The following is a 22,245-nucleotide window of genomic DNA, read 5'->3' on the forward strand; positions in this document are numbered from 1 at the left end:
AATTGTAAAAAAAGCTGAAAAACCACCAGAAAAAAACATTTTTTCAACAGATAATTTTATCAATCAAACAAAATTAAGCATATAAACAAAGGGATACAGAAGTTTTTTTTCTATTTTTGAAAAACTTTCGGATAGTAGTGGATAACTATCTTCAAAATCTCAGAATTAAATCACAAAATAAAGTAATTTGAAGAAATTAGAGCATGTATATTTTTTATATTTTTGTTTCATGTCAAAACTACCTAACATCACCACCAGTATATTTTCCGTAATGTCGCAATTAGCGAACCAACACGGCGCTATTAATTTATCGCAAGGATTTCCGAATTTCCCTGAAGACGAACGTTTATTGCAAATTTCGGAACGCATTATTAGAGAAAACATTCACCAATATACGCCAATGGCGGGTTTGCCTTCGTTATTGGAAAAAATTGCGAATCAGACTTTAAAACAATACGATAGAAAAGTCAATACAGCAACCGAAATGCTAATTACTGCTGGCGCTACACAAGGCGTTTTTACAGCCATTAACACGTTTGTAAATCAGGGCGATGAAGTGTTGATTTTAGATCCAAGTTATGACAGTTACGAACCTTCGGTTTTAGTAGCTGGTGGAAAACCAGTTCGTGTTTCGTTGAATTTAGATTACACGCCTAATTTCAATAAAATTGAAGCTGCAATTACGCCAAAAACCAAAATGATTGTGGTGAATAATCCGCACAATCCTACGGGCAGAATTTGGACAGAAACTGATTTTGAAGCTTTAGAAACGATATTAGAAAAACATCCTGAAATTCTTATTTTGGGGGACGAAGTGTACGAATACATTACGTTTTCGCAACCACATATTTCGTTTAATACACGTCCAAAATTAGTCGAAAGAACCATTATTGCTTCGTCTTTTGGAAAATCGTTGCATGTTACGGGTTGGAAAGTCGGTTATCTAATTGCTCCTGAACATCTAATGTTCGAAATGAAAAAAGTGCATCAATTTTTAGTATTCAGTGTAAATAGTTTTTCGCAACATGCGATTTCAGAATATTTGGATGTAGTTGATTTTAGCGAAGTTTCTAAAATATACCAACGCAAACGCGATTTGTTTCAAAACCTAATCAAAGACAGCCGATTCGAGTTAATGCCTTGCGATGGTACCTATTTTCAAGTGGTAAATTACAACCAAATTTCAGATAAAAACGATGTGGACTTTGCTAAAGAATTAATCGTAAATCATGGCGTGGCTTCCATTCCGATTTCTGTATTTTATAACGATAATACAGATAGACACATGCTTCGCTTTTGTTTTGCGAAAACCGACGAAACTTTGATGGCGGCGGCTGAAAAACTAAATCAAATTTAAATCTTACAAATTGGTTTCATTTTGAAGTTTTAAGTCATTTTAAAACAAAAAAACAAGCTAACATTCAGCCAAATAACACTTTAACCCATTGTTAACAAAATTGCCTTGAAAAAACCATAAATAATTGTATTTTTACGGCTTAAAATTTTCAATAATCAAATGGGTAAAATCATTGCAATTGCCAATCAAAAAGGTGGTGTAGGAAAAACAACTACATCTGTTAACTTAGCAGCTTCTCTTGGTGTTTTAGAAAAAAAAGTACTTTTAATCGATGCTGACCCACAAGCTAACGCGAGTTCGGGCTTAGGAATCGACGTAGAAAGTGTGGAAATTGGTTCGTACCAAGTTCTAGAGCATAGCGCCACTCCAGAAGAAGCAACCGTTTCTTGTTCGGCACCAAATGTTTCGGTGATTCCAGCTCATATTGACTTGGTAGCTATCGAAATTGAATTAGTAGACAAAGAAAATCGCGAGTACATGCTAAAAACAGCATTGGAAAGCGTAAAAGATAAGTACGATTATATTTTAATTGATTGTGCTCCTTCATTAGGTTTATTAACCTTGAATGCTTTAACTGCAGCTGATAGTGTGGTTATCCCAATTCAGTGCGAATATTTTGCCTTAGAAGGTTTAGGAAAATTATTGAACACGATTAAAAGTGTACAAAAAATCCACAATCCGAACTTAGATATTGAAGGATTATTGTTAACTATGTACGATTCTCGTTTACGTTTATCTAACCAAGTGGTGGAAGAAGTTCAAAAACACTTTAACGATATGGTTTTTGAAACGGTAATTCAAAGAAATATTAAATTGAGTGAAGCTCCAAGTTTTGGAGAAAGTATCATTAATTACGACGCTACGAGTAAAGGCGCTTCTAATTACTTGAACTTAGCAGAAGAAATTATTAAGAAAAATCAATAATAGAGTAAGATGACAAAAGCGGTTAAAAAACAAGCCTTAGGAAGAGGATTATCGGCTTTATTGAAAGATCCAGAGAACGACATTAAATCGGTTGAGGACAAAAACGCAGATAAAGTTGTAGGAAATATTATTGAATTAGATATCGAATCGATTGAAATTAATCCGTTTCAACCGAGAACGAATTTCAACGAAGAAACGTTACAAGAATTAGCCAAATCGATTAAAGAATTAGGTGTAATTCAACCGATTACTGTTCGAAAATTAGAGTTTAATAAATTCCAATTGATTTCGGGAGAGCGTCGTTTGCGTGCTTCAAAATTAATCGGATTAAAAACGATTCCGGCTTACATTCGTTTGGCTAATGATAACGAATCATTGGTTATGGCTTTGGTGGAAAACATCCAACGTCATGATTTAGATCCAATTGAGGTTGCGATTTCCTATCAAAGATTAATCGAAGAAATCAATTTAACTCAAGAAGAATTGAGTGAGCGCGTTGGTAAAAAACGTTCGACTATTACCAACTATTTACGTTTATTGAAATTAGATCCAATCATTCAAACTGGAATGCGTGATGGTTTTATTTCAATGGGACACGGAAGAGCATTGATTAACATTGACAATCAAGATGTTCAAAGCGATATTTATCATAAAGTAGTAACGCAAAATCTTTCGGTTAGAGAAACAGAAGCTTTGGTAAAAAATTATCAAGATAGTTTAAAACCAAAAACAGCTAAACCTACAAAAGGTAACTCATTTGACGTTAAAGAGGAAGAGAAAAAAGCGTTTGCTAACTATTTTGGAACAAAAGTTGACGTTAAAGTTGCAGGTAATGGAAAAGGTAAAATAACGATTCCATTTCACTCAGAAGAAGACTTTAATCGTATCTTGAAACTAATCAATTCTTAGTGAAAAAGCTACATTACATATTTATTTTAACTTGTCTTTTTCTAACTTTTGAAGGAAAAGCACAAGAAGAAATCAGTTTGATTCCAAAAGATACTGTAAAAGCGATTATCGACCCGAATCGTCCTGCAAGAGCAGCTTTTTACTCAGCACTTGTTCCTGGTTTAGGTCAAGCATATAACAAAAAGTATTGGAAAATTCCAATAGTTTATGCTGGTTTAGGAGCTGGACTTTATTATTATACTTTCAATCAAAATAAGTACCACGAATATCGTGACGAATACAAAAGAAGATTAGATGGCACTTTTGATCCTGAACATCCAATTTATGGTGGATTGGATAATGACCGATTAATTCGCGCACAAAAATTTCATCAAAAAAACAGAGATTTATCGGCTTTAATAACTGGTTTTATCTACATTTTAAATATTGTAGATGCTAATATCGATGCGCATTTGATGCAATTTAATGTCAACGATAACTTATCTATTAAACCTGATATGAATCAAAATCAAATTGATTATCAATTTAACTACGGTATGACACTCACCTATCGTTTTTAACAAAACATTAGGTAACAAATTGGTTAACTCAACAACTAACTGCTATGAAAATTGCACTTTTAGGATACGGAAAAATGGGAAAAGTTATCGAAAGAATAGCTTTAGAAAGAGGTCATGAAATCGTATTAAAAAAAGATCAAAATAACACATTTGAAGGATTATTAAATGCCGATGTTGCTATCGACTTTAGTGTTCCAGATAGTGCGGTTGCTAATATTTCTGAATGTTTAAATAATGGAATTCCTGTTATTTCTGGAACTACAGGTTGGTTAGCAGATTACCCGAAAATGGTGCAATTGTGCGAAGAAAAAAACGGAAGTTTTATTTATGCTTCTAATTTTAGTTTAGGTGTAAATGTATTTTTTGAACTGAATGAATATTTAGCCAAAATGATGGCCAATTTGAAACAATACAACGTTTCGATGGAAGAAATTCATCACACTCAAAAATTAGACGCTCCTAGCGGAACAGCTATCACACTTGCTGAAGGAGTTATTAAGCATACAGATTATTCAAATTGGACACTAGAAACTCCAATAAGTAATGAAATCCATATTGAAGCAAAACGTATTGAAAACGTACCTGGAACACACAGTATTTTTTATGACAGCGAAGTGGACCAAATCGAAATTAAGCACACGGCACACAGCAGAGAAGGTTTTGCCTTAGGAGCTGTTGTTGCAGCCGAGTGGTTATTTGGAAAAAAAGGAGTTTTCAACATGAAAGATGTTTTGGGATTAAACTCAAAATAAACAATTAGACAATTTAACAAGTAAACGATATTAAAAATGGAAATATCAGGTTGGTTAATCTTTATCTTATTCGTTCAAGTAATTCACGGAATTGGAACTTGGAAATTATATGTAAAAGCAGGTAGAAAAGCATGGGAAGCATTTGTTCCGGTATATAACGGAATTGTATTAATGCAAATCATCAATCGTCCGAAATATTGGATTTTTCTACTTTTTATTCCTGTTATCAATTTGTTTTTATTTCCAATTATTTGGATTGAAACCTTACGAACTTTTGGTAAAAAATCAACTTTAGATATGATTTTAGGAGTCGTTACTCTTGGATTTTATATCGCATATGTAAATTACACTCAAGAAACTACTTACTTTGCTAACCGTGATTTGAAAGCGCCAAACAAAACAATGGATACATTAGGTTCGCTTTCATTTGCCATTGTTGTAGCTACTTTAGTTCACACCTATTTTATTCAACCATACACAATTCCAACCTCATCGTTAGAAAAATCGTTGTTAGTTGGTGACTTTTTATTTGTAAGTAAATTTCATTATGGAGCTAGAACACCAATGACACCAATTGCTGCTCCAATGGTTCACGATACTTTACCAATCATTAAAACAAAATCATATTTAGCAAAACCTTCATTACCTTATTTTCGTTTTCCTGCATTACAAAAAATAGAACGTAATGACATTGTGGTTTTCAACTGGCCAGCAGATACCTTGTTTCACATGTACAAAGCGGCAGACAAAAGATATGATAAACCTATCGATAAAAAAACCAACTACGTAAAACGTTGTACGGCAATTCCTGGTGATAAAATAGAAATTAGAGATGGTATCATTTTTATTAATGGAAAAGAATCAATTCTACCGGAAAGAGCTAAACCTCAGTATTTTTACTTGATTAAAACCAATAATGTAAATGCCGATGAAATAAAAAATTTCTATCAAATTACAGAGGGCTATCCCTTGTTTGAGATCAAAAATGAAATTTGGGACAAACCTGAATTCAAAAATGAGCTAATCAGTAGATATGCATTTGAAGAAATATCTAGAGATACTTTAACAACAGCTGTAACAGGTCAGGTTGACCAGGAAATTTACAATAAATTAGGTTTGATGATTTCTCCGAGTTATTTTTATGGGAATTTAACGGCTGAAAAATACGAACAACTTAAATCAGATAGTAGAATTAGTTCGGTAAAACGTCAAATTAGTAAAACAGCTGAAGATGGAATTTTTACTGATATTCAAGACGGGAAACCTTCTGACAAAAACAATTGGAATCGTGACAATATGGGACCAATTTACATTCCTGAAGCTGGAAAAACTGTTACTTTGAACAAAGAAACATTACCTTTTTACAAAAAAGTAATTGACGAATACGAAGGAAACGATTTAAAAGTAAATGGTGATGAAATTCGCATCAACGGACAAATTGCAACTTCTTATACTTTCAAACAAGATTACTATTGGATGATGGGAGATAACCGTCACAACTCATTAGATTCTCGTTATTGGGGATTTGTTCCAGCAGATCACATCGTTGGAAAACCAATTTTCATTTGGATGAGTATCGATGGAATCAACGATGGAATCAAAAACTGGAGCATTCGTTGGGATAGATTATTCACTACTGTTAGTGGTGATGGCCAACCAAAATCGTATTTCCAATATTTCTTAATTGCTTTAGCAGGTTATTTTGCTTTTGATTATTTCAGAAAAAAGAAGAAAAAGAAAGAAGAGAATAATGTTTAATTGTTAAATCGTTTAATTGTTTAAAAGGAATGCATAAATTTTCATTTGAGAAATTAGACGTTTGGATAGAGTCAAAAGAATTGACAAAATCAATCTATAATTTAACTCTGTCTTTTCCGGATAGTGAAAAATTTGGACTTGTTTCTCAATTAAGAAGAGCTTCTGTATCAATTTGCTCAAATATTGCAGAAGGAACTTCAAGAATTTCAGATAAAGACAAAGCTCATTTCATTTCTATGTCTTACAGTTCAACAATGGAAGTATTAAACCAATTAATACTATCTTATGAATTAGAATATATTAGTGAAACCAATTATTCAAACTGTAGGAATCAAATAAATAGCATTACTAATAAATTGAATTCCTTAAGAAATTATATCTTAAAAGATAAAAACTAAACAATTTAACAATTTAACAATTTAACAATTTAACAATTTAACAATTTAACATTTCAAATGAACATCCTTTTACATCCTACTTATTTTCCTTCAATTAGTCATTATGTAGCAATGCTTAAGGCGGATTCGGTTACATTTGAAATGGAAGATAATTTTCAAAAACAAACCAATAGAAACAGGATGTATATTTATAGTCCAAACGGAGTTCAAATGTTGAATATCCCAATCAAACATTCAAAAGAAAAACATCAAAAATATAAAGATGTTCGTATTGAGAATGATTTTGGATGGCAGAAAAATCATTTTAAATCGTTAGAAGCCGCTTACAGAACTTCACCTTTTTTTGAATATTTTGAAGATGATTTTAGACCGTTATTCGAAAAAAGACATGAATTTTTAATGGATTTGAATTTGGAAATCTTTGAATTAGTAAATAATACATTAGGCATAAAAATAATTCCTGAAAAAACAACTGAATTCTTTCATGATGTCCCAAATTTTATAGATTTAAGACATTTGGCTAATGGAAAAAAAGACACTACTCAATTAGAAATATACACACAAGTTTTTAATGATAAACACGGTTTTATAAATAACTTAAGTATTTTAGACTTACTATTTAATGAAGGTAGATATGCTGTTGATTATTTAAAAAGACACCATTTATAAAATAAATAAAAAAGGAGTTAATTAATAATTAACTCCTTTTTTTAACTCATTTTATTGCAATGTTAATGGATTATCTTTTTTGAAATTATTTGATTATTTGCCAATTTAACTTTTACAATCAAAGGTTGATTTGTAACTTCTAATTCAGAAATAACTTGATTAGTGGATAATCCTGAACCATTTTTTATTACCCTTCCAAGAATGTCATAAATCTCATAAGATGCTATCGTTTCAATTCCGGAATTAATAATTACATGATTAGATTCTGTGTAAATCAATATTGAATCAATATCAAAATTTGGATTTGACAATACGGTATCTTTATATCGTAAAACAAATCTATTGTTAAATATCCCTATTTCTGATTGAAAAGTATAAGGAGATTGAGATAAATTATGAATAGTATTAGTTTGTAAATCCTCCAAATAAACCACTTGATTTTCATTGAAAACACCATCCACTGCAGCTATTGCAACTGAATAACTTCCTCGTCTTGCTGCTTTATATCCTAAAGGAATGACATCATTATCTACAAAAGGAAGACCTTTACCTTGAATACATAAAATATCATTGTTCAAAATAGAATAAAAATTTTGACTTGTTTTATAACTTGTTACCGCATCAAATAATCTGTCTTTCTCATCTGTTGCACCATCAACATAGCCTATTACAGTTCTTGAAACAATTCCGTTTGGAACATTATCAATTAAATCTAACCAAATTCTATGTTTAAGACTAACTGGTTGAGAATTTCTAAAAAATTCTGAATTATCATAACTAGAATTTCTCATTGAATTAGTAAACGTAACATTACTTGTAGCAGCAGTTGCTCCTTCGTCCATCATAACCATAAAACCTTGTCCAGTAGCAATTTTTCCATTAAAAGTTCCTGGTCCACTTGTAGTAGCAGTTCCATTATGCACAATATAATCATTAGGTGAATAATTGTATAAATAATCACCATAAAATGGATCTGAAACTGAATTGGAAGGAAGAGTTGTACTGGACCAAATACGAACATTTCCATCAAGATCTGGATTGTTAGATAAAAACGTCATTACATCAATTGAAGAAGGATATGGATTTCCAATTAAATTCCAATTATCATCATAAACAGTGCGCATTACTCCGTTAGGACCATTAGAGCCAGCACCTAAATTATTTCCTCTTTCAATAGGAAAAGTAATAATTCCATTATTAGGGACTCCAATAAATGTTGCAGTTAAGTTTTGAGGAGCTCCATCAGTAAATCCAACAGGACCCCTTATGGCGTAACCTTTACCTAAAATCATATTCTCATTAGCAAGTTGCCAATTTCCTTGACCACCATTAGAGTTTAATGCTGTAGCTCTCCAGCTGTATATTGAATTAGACGGAGTATTTGGTGAAACATCAAATAATGGAAAATTATTAACGGGTGAAGACCAATAAACATAGTCACTTAATCTTGTTTGAGTTGTACGCTCTAGATAAATATTCCCTGTATTAGAAACTCCATCCGTAATTTGAATTAACGATCCACCGTTTAATACTTCAAATAACCCAGAAGGTTGTACAATAACTTTATTTTGAACATTTACATATTTTCCACCTACAACAGTTAACGTACTACCGTTTCTAACTTGTATAGTACAAGCATCTATACTTGGTAATGAAGTCATATCATAATTACCATTTATAAATACATACTTTGCTAAATCAGGCAAACCATTAGTCCAAGTTGAACCATTCCAAACTGTTGTATTTGAATTCGCACTTGAACTTAAGCTTTCACCACAAATATTATTAACCGATCTAATTCTAAAATAAATTGGTGTGTCTAAAGGCAATCCTGTCAATGTATATGAGGTAACATTTCCAACATTTAAACCATTATATCCGGGTAAAAAAGTTCCAAAAGCAGCTGAAGTTGAAACATCTAATTCATAACTATCAGCTCTTGGGTGACTAGTCCAACTAACAGAAAATGAATCACAAGAAATAGGAGTAATTGATGGCCTATTAGGCGTACCTAAATAACTAAAATTTGCTGTAGAAGATAACCGACTAGAACAATCAGAAGAAACTGCTTGAATTCTGTAATAATATGTCGTTTTATAATCTAATCCAGAAACTGTGTAAGTTGTTACATTTCCAACATCTAATCCATCATAACCAGGTAAAATTGCAGTAAAATTACTAGTAGTTGAAACATATAATAAATAACTAATTGCACCAGAAACCGGATTCCAATTAGCATCAAAACTATCACATTGTAAATTAGTTGGGGTAGTAATTACAGGTGTTGATAAAGGTGGCGATGCAGTTGTTTCAAGACTAATTACATTACTTGGATTAGAACAGACACCTATATTTGATGAAAGAGAAACCAATCGTCTAAAATATCTAAACCCAACCGTTGTAGTTCCGGGTGGAGTATAATTTTGAGCAGTTGCACCTGGAATATCTACAAACGTAACATTATCATTTGAAACTTGCCATTGAAAAGAAATTGTAGGATTCGTTATTGAACCAAGATAAGTATAACTAGACCCATTTAAAAAACCAGGAGCTACATTATTACAAACTTTTGAATCACCAACAAGTGATATAGTATTTGTTGCATTATCAAAACTTGCTAAACTAAATTCTAAAATATTTTGACTATTATTTTCATAATAATCTAAAACCAATTCTGCATCTCCATCCAAATAGATTAAAACATTTGTATATGTACTAGATTGTTGTTTCCATTCATTAAAAACCAACTGATTATCTACATATAACCTAACACCGTCATCTCCTCTAATAGTTGCTATATAACAACCCGCAGGCTTTGTAGACCGCATTCTATATCGCATTGCAAAATAAGTTGTGGATACAGAAGAATAAGAAGATCCTCCACTTAAAAAGGGAAAACATGCAGTATTACCTCCAAAGTTTTCAACAATACTTTCTGAACCAACATTATAATATCCTAAATAATTTTCAACATTAAATGGAAATGTAGCTGTTGGTGTAATAGGTGAAGTTGAACCTCCTGGCGGAAACGTTGATTCTCCTGGTAATGGTGGAACATAAATCCAATCATATGCATGACCAATCCAAGTATTTACACCTCTTGCATTTTGGTCATCTAAAGTGTTTCCAACATTTAATAATGTTAATGTTATTGTTCTACCTGAAACACTTGAAAAGTCACAAGCATCAAAAGATAATACAATTTTCACTTGACCTGAATAAGGTGCAACCCAATTTGTAATTGTAGCTCCATTAGGTCCAGATGAAAATCCAATATTTATATTTGACATATTAAAAATGTCTAAATTTTCACTATTTGAAGGGAAAGCATCCCCTACACTGAATTCATAAGTAAAACCTTGAACAACATTTAATAAAATAAAATTATTTCCTGTAACATTAGAAACATTTTGACTTTGGGGTGGCGCACTAACACAAAAAGATCGAGTAGCACCGTTCTGAGTAGCACCAGAAGGGAACGAACATTGCGCATAACTGTATATATTACCTACAATAAGGCACAAGAACATAAAGTAATTTTTCATTTTACGTATAGGGATTACAAAACCAAATACTATATTTAAAAAGACTAGGTATCAAAGATAGTTTTGAACCTACAAAAAGCATTTAGGGTTTTAGGGTTAAACAAGACTACAAATTTAGCTAAAACATTCAAAACCAACAAATAAATCGATATAAAACTAAAAAAAAACGATAAATTACATTAAGAAAAAAATAAATATACTTATTTAACAAATGAACATCTGGCTATTTGTGGAAAATGATCACTTTGAAAAAAAGTATCAATTGTTTTAAACTGTTTAACATTAATTGTATTTTCCACAAAAACATAATCTATTCTTGCAGGATAATACTTAAAATTATATGATTTTCCAAAACCTGTACCTGCCTCTTCAAATGCATCTTTTAAATCCCCTTTAATAGTTCTATAAACATATGAAAAAGCGCTGTTATTTAAATCACCGCAAATAATTTTTGGATGTTTACAAGTTTCAAAATGCGCTTTAATTAATTCCGCTTGATGTTGTTGTAATGTGAAAGCTTCACTTAAGCGTTTGAAAATAAATTTTGATTTTGCTTCGTCTATTTCTTCATGAATATCGGTACTGATTTTTATCGATTGCAAGTGCATGCTATAAACACGAATTGTATCTTTTTCTTTAACAATATCAGCAAAAATTACGTTGTTACTTGAATTTGGAAATTCAATTTCTCCTTCATCAATAATTTTATATTTTGAATAAATAGCTTGACCATATTTATTTTTTCCTCCGTATAACTTAACATAACTAAATGGAAACATTTTGGTGTTAACTCGGTCACTTGGAGAAAATTCTTGTAAACACAAAATATCTGGTTTCTGTTCCTCAATTAACTTAGAAATTTGCTCTGGAACATCATTTTGTGGAAGCCATTCGTACAAATTAAAAAGACGTACGTTGTAGCTCATCAAAGTAAAATCGTTCTCTTCTTTAGGCAAATTGGTTTCTGAAAATTTATAAAAACGATTAATAAAAGTAATTCCTAGTAACAAAACTAATCCAGAAAGTAACATATAACGCTTGAACTGTAACAACCAATATACAAAAAAGAAAAAATTTAAAATTAAAAAAAAAGGAAGAATAAGTGTCAATACACTTAAAAAAGGGAAGGCTTTTGGAGCTAAAAATGGCAATAAATAGGCAAGAAAAGTCAATACAGCTAGTACTATATTAAAAAAGAACATTATTTTACTTAACCATGACTGTCTCTGCATTTATTTTCCAGCTTTGAAGAGAAACTCTTTTTCCTCTTTAGTTAGACTATCATAACCCGATTTACTAATCTTATCTAAAATATCATCAATCTGCTTTTGCGTGATATCTTTCTCTGTAAACGAATTTACTACTTTTTTTGTTGTATTGCGATGTACTTTTTTAAATGGGGTTTTCTTTTTTGGTTTAAAAAGATTCGCAAAAGTATCTAATAAAGCTAAAAAAGACTTTGTAACATCTTTGCCTGATTGTAATAACTTGATGTAGATAAATCCGAATAAAGCTCCTCCTAAATGTGCTAAATGTCCACCTGTATTATCTAATGGCATTTGAATTAAGTCTACTAACAAAATAACAAAAGCCACATGCCAAAGCTTCACAATTCCTATTAACGGAATGCGCAATAACATAAAAGGTGCATACGTTGCTGTAGCAATTAAAATAGCCATAATAGCTCCGCTAGCCCCAACTAACAAACCTGATTTTCCAATGACAATATAAGAAAGCACAAAGGTTAGTCCAGAGAAAATTCCACCTAAAATATAAACTCCTAGCAATTGCTTATCGGTAAAATAAGTTGAAAACAATCTTCCCGAAAATTGGAGCACCATCAGATTAAAAATCAAATGCAAAAATCCAGCATGAAAGAAATTAAACGTGATTAATGTCCATGGAGTACGAATAAACGTCCCAAAATCAGACGATAAAGCAATCCATGTTGGAATTTGAAATTTCACAACAGAAAAACTATAAAAAAACACTAGCGACAACAAGAAGCAACCGATGTTCCAAAAGATTAACTTTTGCACCATACCTCCTGTTTTGTATTGTAGTTTTAAATCGTCTAAAATGTTCATTTCTTTTCTTTATATTCTAATTTCTATTTTCTGAAATCTAACTGTCCCAACGGTTTTGATTGAATTGATTTTTCTTCCAATACCACATCATAATAAAACCAATTAAAGCACCACCCACGTGAGCAAAATGAGCAATATTTCCACCAAAAAGACCAAAACCTGTTACACCTGAGAATAAATCTAGCAAAACAATAACGGGTACAAAATATTTAGCTTTAATTGGAACAGGAATAAACATCAGCATTAACTCAGCATTAGGAAACATAAAGGCAAAAGCTACTAATAATCCGTAAATAGCTCCTGAAGCTCCCACTGCAGCGGTTTGATTTTTTATTGCAGCATCAAACAAAATTTTGAAGTCATCCCCATTTAAATTTAATTTATCGAAAGTAGCTTGTGCATTTTCATACAATAATTGTCCTTGAAATTGATTACCACTAACAAAATCAGTATTTAGAATAGTGTGAATATCTGCAGAAGTTATAACTGAATTTTGTAACTGATCTAATAATGAGTGTATTTCATAATAATTTACTCCAGAATGAATCAAAGCTGCTCCAACTCCACATGAAAAATAGAAGAACAAAAACTTTTTTGCTCCCCAAAAATGCTCCAATGCGCTTCCAAAAGAAATCAACGCAAACATATTAAAGAAAATATGCATAAGACTTCCGTGCATGAACATATGCGTTATAGGCTGCCAAAATTGAAACTTATCACTTTCAAAATAATACAAAGCCAATAAATCATTTGATTGTGGTACCACGAAACTACCCAAAAAACACAAAACATTAATTATCAATAACTGCTTAACAGTATCGGTCATATTGTTCATCATATCGCAAATTTTTTATCTAAATCTTCTACCGTTAATGTGATAAAAGTTGGTTTTTGAAAAGGCGAAACATTAGGTTCTTTACACGCAAATAATGAATTTACTAAATTTTCTTGTTCCTTTTCGGTTAAATAACTTCCGGTTTTTACGGCCATACTTTTTGCCATCGATTTGGCAATACTATCACTTTGCGAAAAACTACTTTCTGGAATTTCATTTTGTAAATTCCCAATCAATTCTTCTAAAACAATAGAAACTTCGCTTTCGGCCATTCCAATTGGCAATCCTGAAATTTGAACAGAATCACTATTGAAAGCATCAAAAACAAATCCTGTATTTTCTAAAGACGATTGTAATTCTCTCAATAAAATCATCTCATCAGATGAAAAATACAATTCCAAAGGAAATAACAATTGCTGACTCGAAGCTTTTTGAACCGTAATATTAGTCAGAAATTGTTCGTATAAAACACGTTGGTGCGCTCTTCCTTGATCAATAACCAACATTCCGGATTTTATCGCACTAACAATATATTTTTTATGAATTTGATAGGTTGATGTTGTTTTGGTTTCCATCACATCTTCATCAAACAATTTACTAGTAACTTCTTCGCTTTCAAAAGAAAAAGTTTCAATTTCTTGTGTATCTTGTTTTAGCCCAACATACAAACTTTCCCAACTCGCAGTTGTGGTTTCTCTTTTATAACTTCCAAAAGAAGACAACGGTTTCGAAGTCGGTTTTTCCGCTGCAAACGGATTAAAACTCGAATCCACTTGAATGGTTGGAAAATCGGCTTCTCTATTTTTGTATTCGTAAGGTGTATCTAAATTAGCATCGCGTTCAAAATCTAAAACGGGCGCTACATTAAATTGTCCTAAACTATGTTTTACCGCCGAACGCAAAATAGCATATAACGAATGTTCGTCGTCAAACTTAATTTCGGTTTTTGTTGGATGAATATTGATATCAATCGTATGAGGCGGCACCTGTAAATACAAGAAATAACTTGGCTGATTGCCTTCTTTTAACAAACCTTCGTAGGCACTCATAATTGCATGATGCAAATACGCACTTTTGATGTATCTGTCGTTGACAAAGAAAAACTGTTCGCCTCTACTCTTTTTGGCGAATTCGGGTTTTCCCACAAATCCTGAAATGGTAATTAACTCGGTTTCTTCCGAAACAGGCACTAACTTTTCATTGGTTTTTCCACCAAAAATATTGACGATACGTTGGCGGTAATTTGAACTTGGTAAATTATACAATTCACTTCCGTTATGCATCAATGTAAACGAAATCGACGGATGTGCCATCGCTACACGTTGGAATTCATCCATTATATGACGAAATTCTACCGTTTCCGATTTCAAGAAATTTCTTCTAGCTGGAATATTGAAAAACAAATTCTTAACTGCAAAAGAAGTCCCTTTTGGTAAAACCGCAACATCTTGGGTTACCAATTTACTTCCTTCAATAATAATATGAGTACCAAGTTCTTCTTGGTCTTGTTTTGTTTTTAATTCCACATGAGCAATCGCAGCAATAGAAGCCAATGCTTCGCCACGAAAACCTTTGGTATGCAAATCAAATAAATCTTCAGCTTTTCGAATTTTGGAAGTCGCATGACGTTCGAAGCACAAACGCGCATCTGTGGTGTTCATACCTAAACCGTTATCGACAACTTGAACTAATGTTTTCCCAGCTTCTTTAACGATTAATTTGATATCGGTTGATTTGGCATCAACGGCATTTTCCAACAACTCTTTCACTACAGAAGCTGGGCGTTGCACCACTTCTCCCGCAGCAATTTGATTGGCAACATGATCGGGTAAAAGTTGAATAATACTCGCTGCCATTATTTTCTTCTAAATATGGAAAAATCAAAATCGATGATAAAGAAAAAGATCAACACCAAAATTAAGGCAATGATAATAACACGCATATTGAAAGAGCGATTTTTTCTGTTTCTACTAGCGTCTCTAGCATCGCTCCATAAAGCTCTCATATCATTATAACTTGCAGTTTCTCTATCGCGTCGTATTGCAGAATCAAAATCAAATGGATTGTCTACTGTTTTACCTTCGTAATGACGAGGCGTGTAATTAAATCTTTTGTTCTTTGGCATTCTACCTTTTCCAAACTTAATCATGTCGCATTATTTTTTTCAAATTTAAGGATTTTTACGCGTTTAATCTCCAAATTTTTGTTAACAAAAAATCCCGATGAAAATCGGGATTAGTATATTGATTTTAAAGGAAATCCTTTTATTTTCTATTCAAATCTACCATTTTAATAGCCGCAATTGCTGCTTCTACTCCTTTGTTTCCGTGTTTTCCTCCACTTCTATCTAAAGATTGCTGCATATTATTGTCGGTTAACACACAAAAGATGGTTGGTACATCGTATAAAAGATTTAAGTCTTTCATGCCTTGAGTTACCCCTTCACAAACAAATTCAAAATGCATGGTTTCTCCTTTGATTACACAACCAATCACAATTACAGCGTCTAATTCTAATTTTTCATGCATTTGGCGTGCTCCGAAAATCAATTCAAAACTTCCTGGTACGTTCCAGCGAATAATGTTTTCTGGTAAAGCACCACAATCAGTTAAAGCAGCGAAAGCTCCATTATACAAACCTTCAGTTACTTGCTCGTTCCATTCTGAAACAACAATCCCAAACCGAAAATCTTTCGCGTTTGGGATTGTGTTTTTATCGTAATTGGATAAATTTTTATTTTCTGTTGCCATTCTTATTCTGTCATTGCAATGAAAGCGTCAATATTCATTCCTTCTTTAGAAGTTTCATATTTCTCTTTAATCTCTACAAATAATTTGTGAGCTTCTGCTTTTTTACCAGCAGTTAAATACAATTGAGCTGCTTTTAACAAATATCTTGGCGTAGTGAAATCATTTTCTGAAGCTTCAGCTGCTTTTTTATAGTAAGAAATAGCATCATCCACTTTATTAGTTTCAGACAAAGCATCTCCGATAGCTCCCAAAGCGATTGGTTTTAAAATAGCATCATCCGATTTAAATTTTTCTAAATAAGCAATTGCATTTTTAAAATCACCTAAGTTCAAATAAGCCATACCCGCGTGGTAATTCGCTAAATTTCCAGCTGCAGTTCCAGAATATTGTTCCGCTACTGCTAAGAAACCTAATTTACCTTCACCACCTTTAAGTGCTAAATTATATAAAGAATCGTTTTTCTCTGTAGCATCAACCGCTTGTTGAAAAAATTGTTGTGCTTGGAAAATTTCGTTAGCTGCTTTTTCTTCTTTAGGCTCAACAACAAAACGATTGAATAATAAGTATCCTAATGTTCCAATCGCAATTGCACCTACAATACCTAAAATCACTTTTTGATTTTTAGCTACCCAATCCTCAGTTTTTGAAGCTGTCTCATCCAAAGTATTAAAAACCTCAGCTGTAGTACTATCTTGTACATCAACTGCTTCTACTTCGTCAAACTCGTTTTCAACTTTTGCTTCTTCAGGTTTTGGAGCTTTGTAACCTCTTTTGTTATATGTTGCCATTTATTTTTAATTTAATGAGGTGCAAAAATATAATTTTTATTAAAATTTAAAACCATTTTTGTAGATATTTTTAAGATTTTCAATTTACTTTTGCAGGAAGTCTTACTTTTAGTCATCTAACAACCCTCATTTATTGTGTTTTTAAAACAGTTATCCTTACTCAATTATAAAAATTTAGCCCAAATCGAATTTGATTTTGACGCTAAAATCAATTGTTTTGTTGGAAAAAACGGTGTTGGAAAAACCAATATTTTAGATGCTATTTACCATTTGGCCTACGGAAAAAGCTATTTTAATCCCTTAGCAATTCAAAACATCAAACATGGCGAAGAGTTTTTTGTGATTGATGCTTTTCTTGAAAAAAACGGAAAAGAAGAAAAAATTGTTTGCAGTTTAAAAAAAGGTCAAAAAAAAACCATCAAACGCAATGGAAAAGTTTATGAAAAACTTTCTGAACATTTGGGATTGATTCCTTTGGTAATCATTTCTCCTTCTGATGCCGATTTGATTGTGGAAGGAAGCGAAACAAGAAGGAAATTTATTGATAGTGTTATTGGAATATTAGACAACCAATATTTACAATTGCTAATCCAATATCAAAAAACGTTAGCGCAGCGCAATGCTTTATTGAAATATTTCGCTTTAAACCAGACTTTTGACGCAGATAATTTATCCATTTACAACGAATTACTAAGCGAAACCGGGCAATTGATTTTTGAAAAAAGAAACCAGTTTCTAAACGATTTCATTCCCATTTTCCAAAAACATCACACCAATATTTCAGGCGGAAATGAATCGGTTGCTTTGCGATACGAAAGTCAGTTATTCGATAAAGATTTACTATCGCTTTTAGAAGAATCGCTACAAAAGGACAGAATCATACAAAATACAAGTAACGGAATTCATAAAGACGATTTGATTTTTGAAATTGATGGTTACCCTATTAAGAAATTTGGTTCGCAAGGCCAACAGAAATCATTTTTGATTGCTTTGAAATTGGCTCAATTCGAATTCATGAAAAAACAAAGTGGTGAATTACCGATTCTTCTTTTTGATGATATTTTCGATAAATTAGACGAAACGCGTGTGCAAAAAATAGTAACCATGGTGAATGATGCCGTTTTTGGACAAATTTTTATTTCCGACACGCATGCCGAACGAACGGAGATTATTATCAAAGAAACGCATCAATCGTATAAAATATTCCCGATTTAATTTTGTAACGCAGATAAAACGGATTTTTCTTTGCGTGCTTTGCGAAAAACTTGGCGGACTTTGCGTTTAAATTTACACGCAGCAATTCTTGAATTTGAAAATTACCACATAAACATTACATTTGAAAAAAATTATTCTAATGAATATTCAAACCAATTTCTCTTTAAAAAACTATAATACTTTTGGAATTGAAGCTAAAGCTAAACAATTTGTTTCGGTAAATTCAATTTCTGAATTGAAAGAAGTATTGACGGCTAACAACGATATTTTTATTTTGGGTGGCGGAAGCAATATGTTGTTAACGCAAGACATCGAAAAATTAGTCGTTCATGTGAATTTAAAAGGAAGAGAAATTGTAGAAGAAAATGATGATTTTGCTATCGTAAAAGCACAAGCTGGTGAAAATTGGCATGAATTTGTACTTTGGTGCATCAATCAAAATTTTGGTGGGATTGAAAATTTATCATTGATTCCTGGAAATGTAGGTACAACTCCTATTCAAAATATTGGAGCTTATGGAGTTGAAATTAAGGATACAATGTTTTCGTGCGAAGCTTTGAATTTGAAAACATTAGAAATCGAAACTTTCACTAACGCCCAATGTAAATTTGAATACCGTGAAAGTATTTTCAAAAACGAATTGAAAAATCAATACATTATCACTTCGGTTAGTTTTAAATTAACAAAAAGAAATCATAAAGTTTCCACGACTTATGGTGCAATTGAAACTGAATTACAACATCAAAACATACAAAATCCAACCTTAAAAGACGTTAGCAACGCTGTAATTGCTATTCGCCAAAGTAAATTACCTGATCCAAAAGAATTAGGCAATAGCGGAAGTTTCTTTAAAAACCCAATCATCGCAAAAGAAGCTTACGAAAAAGTAAAAGCACTTCACCCAGAAATGCCACATTATGTAGTTTCTGAAACCGAAGTAAAAGTTCCTGCAGGCTGGTTAATTGAACAAGCCGGCTTTAAAGGAAAACGTTTTGGTGATGCTGGTGTACATAAAAATCAAGCCTTGGTTTTAGTCAATTATGGAACAGCAACAGGAGCTGAAATTGTAGCGCTTTCTAGAAATATTCAACAAACGATTTTAGAAAAATTCGGAATTGCAATAGAAGCGGAAGTGAATATTATTTAGTTGAGAGTTGGGAGAAGAAAGTTGAGAGTTTAAAATCGTGGCGTGTTTTTTAAACACATAGACACATTAGATTTGCTTTGTGTTGATTTAAGGCGTTTCACTTGACATAGTGAACATAAGTAATCTGTTTTAATCCGCGTTTTGCATTAGCAAATCTGTTCAATCCGCGTGCAAAAACTCACTCCATTATTTCACAGAGATTCACTGAGTTTTTTTTTGATTTTAATTGTGTTGATTTGAGATACACAGAGACGTTTTACTTTTTAAAAAATAAAAAATTGAGCTTTAGATATCATTTGAGTGCTTTGCGAAAAAACTTTGCGAACTTTGCGTTTAAATTCTGAACTTGATTTGAATTTTCTTTTGTAAATTTGCAGTTCAAAATAGAAAAAGATGAAACTTGTATTAGTAACCATTGGACTTTTAGGACTTGCGTTTGCAGGTATCGCGATAAAAATTTGGGCAAAAAAAGATGGAAAATTTGCTGGAACTTGTGCTAGCCAAAGTCCGTTTTTGAATAAAGATGGAGAAAACTGCAGCTACTGCGGAAAAACTCCTGAACAAATGAAAGATTGCAGCGAACCTTCGCACTCTTAATTTTCAAAATTTATGATACTAACAATACTCTTAATCGCTTTTGCGGTTATCGTGTTTATTCAATTTATTTATTACCTCTTTATTTTCGGAAAATTCTCATTTGGTAAAAAACCCGAGGGTACTCCGAAACGTTTACCTATTTCCATTATTGTTTGTGCTAAAAATGAAGAAGAAAATATCAAAAAATATTTTCAATCATTGGTTACCCAAAACTATCCCGATTACGAAATTGTCTTAATTGACGATGCTTCGAGCGATGAAACTTTGGAACTATTCGAAAGTTACGAAAAGCAATATGCGAATGTAAAATTGGTAAAAGTTCAAAACAATGAAGCGTTTTGGGGTAATAAAAAATTCGCGTTAACCTTAGGTATCAAAGCAGCAAAAAACGAGTATTTAGTATTTACCGATGCAGATTGTTATCCGGCGTCAAACGATTGGTTGTTGCAAATTTCGACTCAATTTACCAAAGAAAAAACGATTGTTTTAGGTTATGGTGCTTACGAAAAAGTGAAAAATTCTTTCCTAAACAAAATCATTCGTTTTGAAACAATGTTAACCGCTACGCAATATTTTTCTTGGGCAAAAATTGGCAAACCTTATATGGGTGTTGGTCGTAATTTAGCTTATAAAAAAGAAGAGTTCTTCAATGTTCGAGGTTTTATGGATCACATGAAAATTCGTTCGGGTGATGATGATTTATTTATCAATCAAGCAGCTACAAAAAAGAATACCGCAATTTTATATACTCCTGAAAGTTTTACATTTTCGGAACCTAAAACTACTTTTTCGTCTTGGGTGTACCAAAAAAGAAGACACGCTACTACTGCAAAATTCTACAAAGGATTTGATAAATTTCAATTGGGATTATTTTTCTTTAGTCAGTTTTGGTTTTTAGTTTTAGCGATTGTTTTATTAGCGCTTCAATTCCAATGGATGATAGTGACTGGAATTATTGTTTTCAGATACTTATTCACTTGGACTTCTTTAGGTTATGCCGCTGGAAAACTAAAAGAAAAAGATGTGATGTATTGGTATCCAATTATTGAAATTGTACTTATCTTTACGCAACTAAGCGTATTTTTTAGAAACCTCATCTCAAAACCTGTACATTGGAAGTAAATTCGGTAATTATTCAAGAAAACATTGAAAAAGCAAAAAAGGGAGACCAAGTTGCTTTCACATTTTTATTGGATTTTTTCTGGAATGAAGTGTACGGTTTCATGCTAAAACGAACTGAAAACGAAACTGACACTGAAGACATCGTAATTGAAACTTTCGCGAAAGCATTTGATAAAATTGCTACCTACAATCCCGAATACGGATTTAATACTTGGTTGATTGCGATTGCAAAAAATGTTCATATCGACATGCTTCGCAAAAAGAAATCGTCATTATTTATTGAAATGAACGATGAAGAAGATCATCAAGCCTACAGCGTTGCCGATGACTCCAATTCTGCTGAAGACGAATTGATTATCGAACAAAATTTAGCCCAATTACTACAATACATCAAACAATTAAAACCTGCTTATCAAGAAGTGATTCAAATGCGCTATTTTCAAGAAATGACTTATCAAGAAATGGCAGAACAAATTGATGAACCACTCAACAACATCAAAATTAAACTGTTAAGAGCTAAGAAATTGTTGGCGGAGATTATTTCGGGGAAGTAAAATATTCAAACTTATAAAATGCGTCAATATCAAAAAATTTTTTACCTCTCTACAATTGTCATATTAATACTTTCTTGTTCAAGAAAAACAATTAGTTTTGATTATGATGGACATATATACGTCAAAATAAAAAAAATTAATCACTACCGTCCGAAAGTTTAATTTTTAAAAGTGCCTGAGAATGATTTATTTTGAAAAAACTTTCAAAAATTTTCAAACATGTCACTCTTCAGGCGTTCCAAAAATACAAATAAACCTATACTTGGGCAAATATTATC

Annotated in this window: 21 protein-coding genes; 13 read left to right on the forward strand and 8 right to left on the reverse strand. The window is 32.1% G+C overall.

From position 1 onward, the window contains the following. The first annotated feature begins 229 nt into the window (after nt 1–229). The 8 genes from ACE3PD_RS08230 (at nt 230) to ACE3PD_RS08265 (ending at nt 7,327) form a co-directional block, all read left to right on the forward strand. Nucleotides 230–1,357 carry a methionine aminotransferase gene (locus ACE3PD_RS08230; protein ID WP_374401365.1) on the forward strand — a complete coding sequence of 376 codons (1,128 nt, stop codon included), beginning with the start codon at nt 230–232 and terminating at the stop codon, nt 1,355–1,357. 159 nt (nt 1,358–1,516) lie between these two features. After that, complete coding sequence (locus ACE3PD_RS08235) at nt 1,517–2,281, forward strand: ParA family protein (RefSeq protein WP_111567688.1); 765 nt, start codon at nt 1,517–1,519, stop codon at nt 2,279–2,281. A gap of 9 nt (nt 2,282–2,290) precedes the next feature. Beyond that, nucleotides 2,291–3,190, forward strand: coding sequence for a ParB/RepB/Spo0J family partition protein (locus ACE3PD_RS08240; RefSeq protein WP_374401369.1), 900 nt, complete (start codon nt 2,291–2,293; stop codon nt 3,188–3,190). Then, the gene (locus ACE3PD_RS08245; RefSeq protein ID WP_374401371.1) at nt 3,190–3,750 is read left to right on the forward strand and encodes a DUF5683 domain-containing protein; all 561 of its coding nucleotides are present in this window, start codon (nt 3,190–3,192) and stop codon (nt 3,748–3,750) included. The genes ACE3PD_RS08240 and ACE3PD_RS08245 overlap by 1 nt, the downstream gene beginning before the upstream one ends. Nucleotides 3,751–3,794: 44 nt before the next feature. Next, entirely contained in the window at nt 3,795–4,502 is a 708-nt protein-coding gene (gene dapB, locus ACE3PD_RS08250) for a 4-hydroxy-tetrahydrodipicolinate reductase (RefSeq protein ID WP_374401373.1), read from the forward strand. Nucleotides 4,503–4,538: 36 nt separating this feature from the next. After that, nucleotides 4,539–6,260, forward strand: a complete 1,722-nt coding sequence (lepB, locus tag ACE3PD_RS08255; RefSeq protein WP_374401375.1) for a signal peptidase I — start codon at nt 4,539–4,541, stop codon at nt 6,258–6,260. Nucleotides 6,261–6,289: 29 nt separating this feature from the next. Continuing rightward, on the forward strand, nt 6,290–6,658 hold the full coding sequence (locus tag ACE3PD_RS08260) for a four helix bundle protein (protein ID WP_026724841.1): 369 nt from the start codon (nt 6,290–6,292) through the stop codon (nt 6,656–6,658). Nucleotides 6,659–6,715: 57 nt separating this feature from the next. Further along, entirely contained in the window at nt 6,716–7,327 is a 612-nt protein-coding gene (locus ACE3PD_RS08265; protein WP_374401377.1) for a WbqC family protein, read from the forward strand. 62 nt (nt 7,328–7,389) lie between these two features. Here the strand turns inward: ACE3PD_RS08265 and ACE3PD_RS08270 are convergent, their stop codons facing one another. From ACE3PD_RS08270 to ACE3PD_RS08305, 8 genes are all read right to left on the reverse strand, one after another. Next, nucleotides 7,390–10,872 carry a hypothetical protein gene (locus tag ACE3PD_RS08270; RefSeq protein ID WP_374401379.1) on the reverse strand — a complete coding sequence of 1,161 codons (3,483 nt, stop codon included), beginning with the start codon at nt 10,870–10,872 and terminating at the stop codon, nt 7,390–7,392. A 200-nt stretch (nt 10,873–11,072) separates the two neighbouring features. Then, nucleotides 11,073–12,104 carry an endonuclease/exonuclease/phosphatase family protein gene (locus ACE3PD_RS08275; RefSeq protein ID WP_374401381.1) on the reverse strand — a complete coding sequence of 344 codons (1,032 nt, stop codon included), beginning with the start codon at nt 12,102–12,104 and terminating at the stop codon, nt 11,073–11,075. Then, nucleotides 12,105–12,959: a rhomboid family intramembrane serine protease gene (locus ACE3PD_RS08280; protein WP_374401383.1), complete on the reverse strand. Its 855-nt coding sequence runs from the start codon at nt 12,957–12,959 to the stop codon at nt 12,105–12,107. Nucleotides 12,960–12,996: 37 nt separating this feature from the next. Next, nucleotides 12,997–13,794, reverse strand: a complete 798-nt coding sequence (locus ACE3PD_RS08285; protein WP_374401398.1) for a rhomboid family intramembrane serine protease — start codon at nt 13,792–13,794, stop codon at nt 12,997–12,999. Beyond that, a complete protein-coding gene (gene mutL / locus ACE3PD_RS08290) occupies nt 13,794–15,650 on the reverse strand; it encodes a DNA mismatch repair endonuclease MutL (protein ID WP_374401385.1) in 1,857 nt (618 codons plus the stop codon). Before mutL ends, ACE3PD_RS08285 begins: the two co-directional genes overlap by 1 nt. Next, a complete protein-coding gene (locus tag ACE3PD_RS08295) occupies nt 15,650–15,943 on the reverse strand; it encodes a hypothetical protein (RefSeq protein WP_324069929.1) in 294 nt (97 codons plus the stop codon). Before ACE3PD_RS08295 ends, mutL begins: the two co-directional genes overlap by 1 nt. Nucleotides 15,944–16,058: 115 nt before the next feature. Then, nucleotides 16,059–16,544 carry a 6,7-dimethyl-8-ribityllumazine synthase gene (ribH, locus tag ACE3PD_RS08300; RefSeq protein ID WP_026724848.1) on the reverse strand — a complete coding sequence of 162 codons (486 nt, stop codon included), beginning with the start codon at nt 16,542–16,544 and terminating at the stop codon, nt 16,059–16,061. A gap of 2 nt (nt 16,545–16,546) precedes the next feature. Next, nucleotides 16,547–17,332: a tol-pal system YbgF family protein gene (locus ACE3PD_RS08305; RefSeq protein WP_374401388.1), complete on the reverse strand. Its 786-nt coding sequence runs from the start codon at nt 17,330–17,332 to the stop codon at nt 16,547–16,549. Between the two features lie 135 nt (nt 17,333–17,467). Between ACE3PD_RS08305 and recF the strand changes: the two genes are divergently transcribed. The 5 genes from recF to ACE3PD_RS08330 all read left to right on the forward strand — a co-directional run bounded on the left by recF (nt 17,468) and on the right by ACE3PD_RS08330 (nt 21,967). After that, complete coding sequence (recF, locus tag ACE3PD_RS08310) at nt 17,468–18,547, forward strand: DNA replication/repair protein RecF (RefSeq protein WP_374401390.1); 1,080 nt, start codon at nt 17,468–17,470, stop codon at nt 18,545–18,547. Nucleotides 18,548–18,686: 139 nt separating this feature from the next. Further along, entirely contained in the window at nt 18,687–19,694 is a 1,008-nt protein-coding gene (murB, locus tag ACE3PD_RS08315; protein ID WP_374401392.1) for a UDP-N-acetylmuramate dehydrogenase, read from the forward strand. Between the two features lie 393 nt (nt 19,695–20,087). After that, nucleotides 20,088–20,291, forward strand: a complete 204-nt coding sequence (locus tag ACE3PD_RS08320) for a hypothetical protein (protein WP_026724852.1) — start codon at nt 20,088–20,090, stop codon at nt 20,289–20,291. Between the two features lie 12 nt (nt 20,292–20,303). Continuing rightward, nucleotides 20,304–21,413, forward strand: a complete 1,110-nt coding sequence (locus tag ACE3PD_RS08325; protein ID WP_374401395.1) for a glycosyltransferase — start codon at nt 20,304–20,306, stop codon at nt 21,411–21,413. Beyond that, nucleotides 21,404–21,967, forward strand: coding sequence for an RNA polymerase sigma factor (locus tag ACE3PD_RS08330; RefSeq protein ID WP_073580296.1), 564 nt, complete (start codon nt 21,404–21,406; stop codon nt 21,965–21,967). Before ACE3PD_RS08325 ends, ACE3PD_RS08330 begins: the two co-directional genes overlap by 10 nt. Nucleotides 21,968–22,245: the final 278 nt, after the last annotated feature.

The organism is Flavobacterium sp. (assembly GCF_041911335.1).
Taxonomy (GTDB): domain Bacteria; phylum Bacteroidota; class Bacteroidia; order Flavobacteriales; family Flavobacteriaceae; genus Flavobacterium.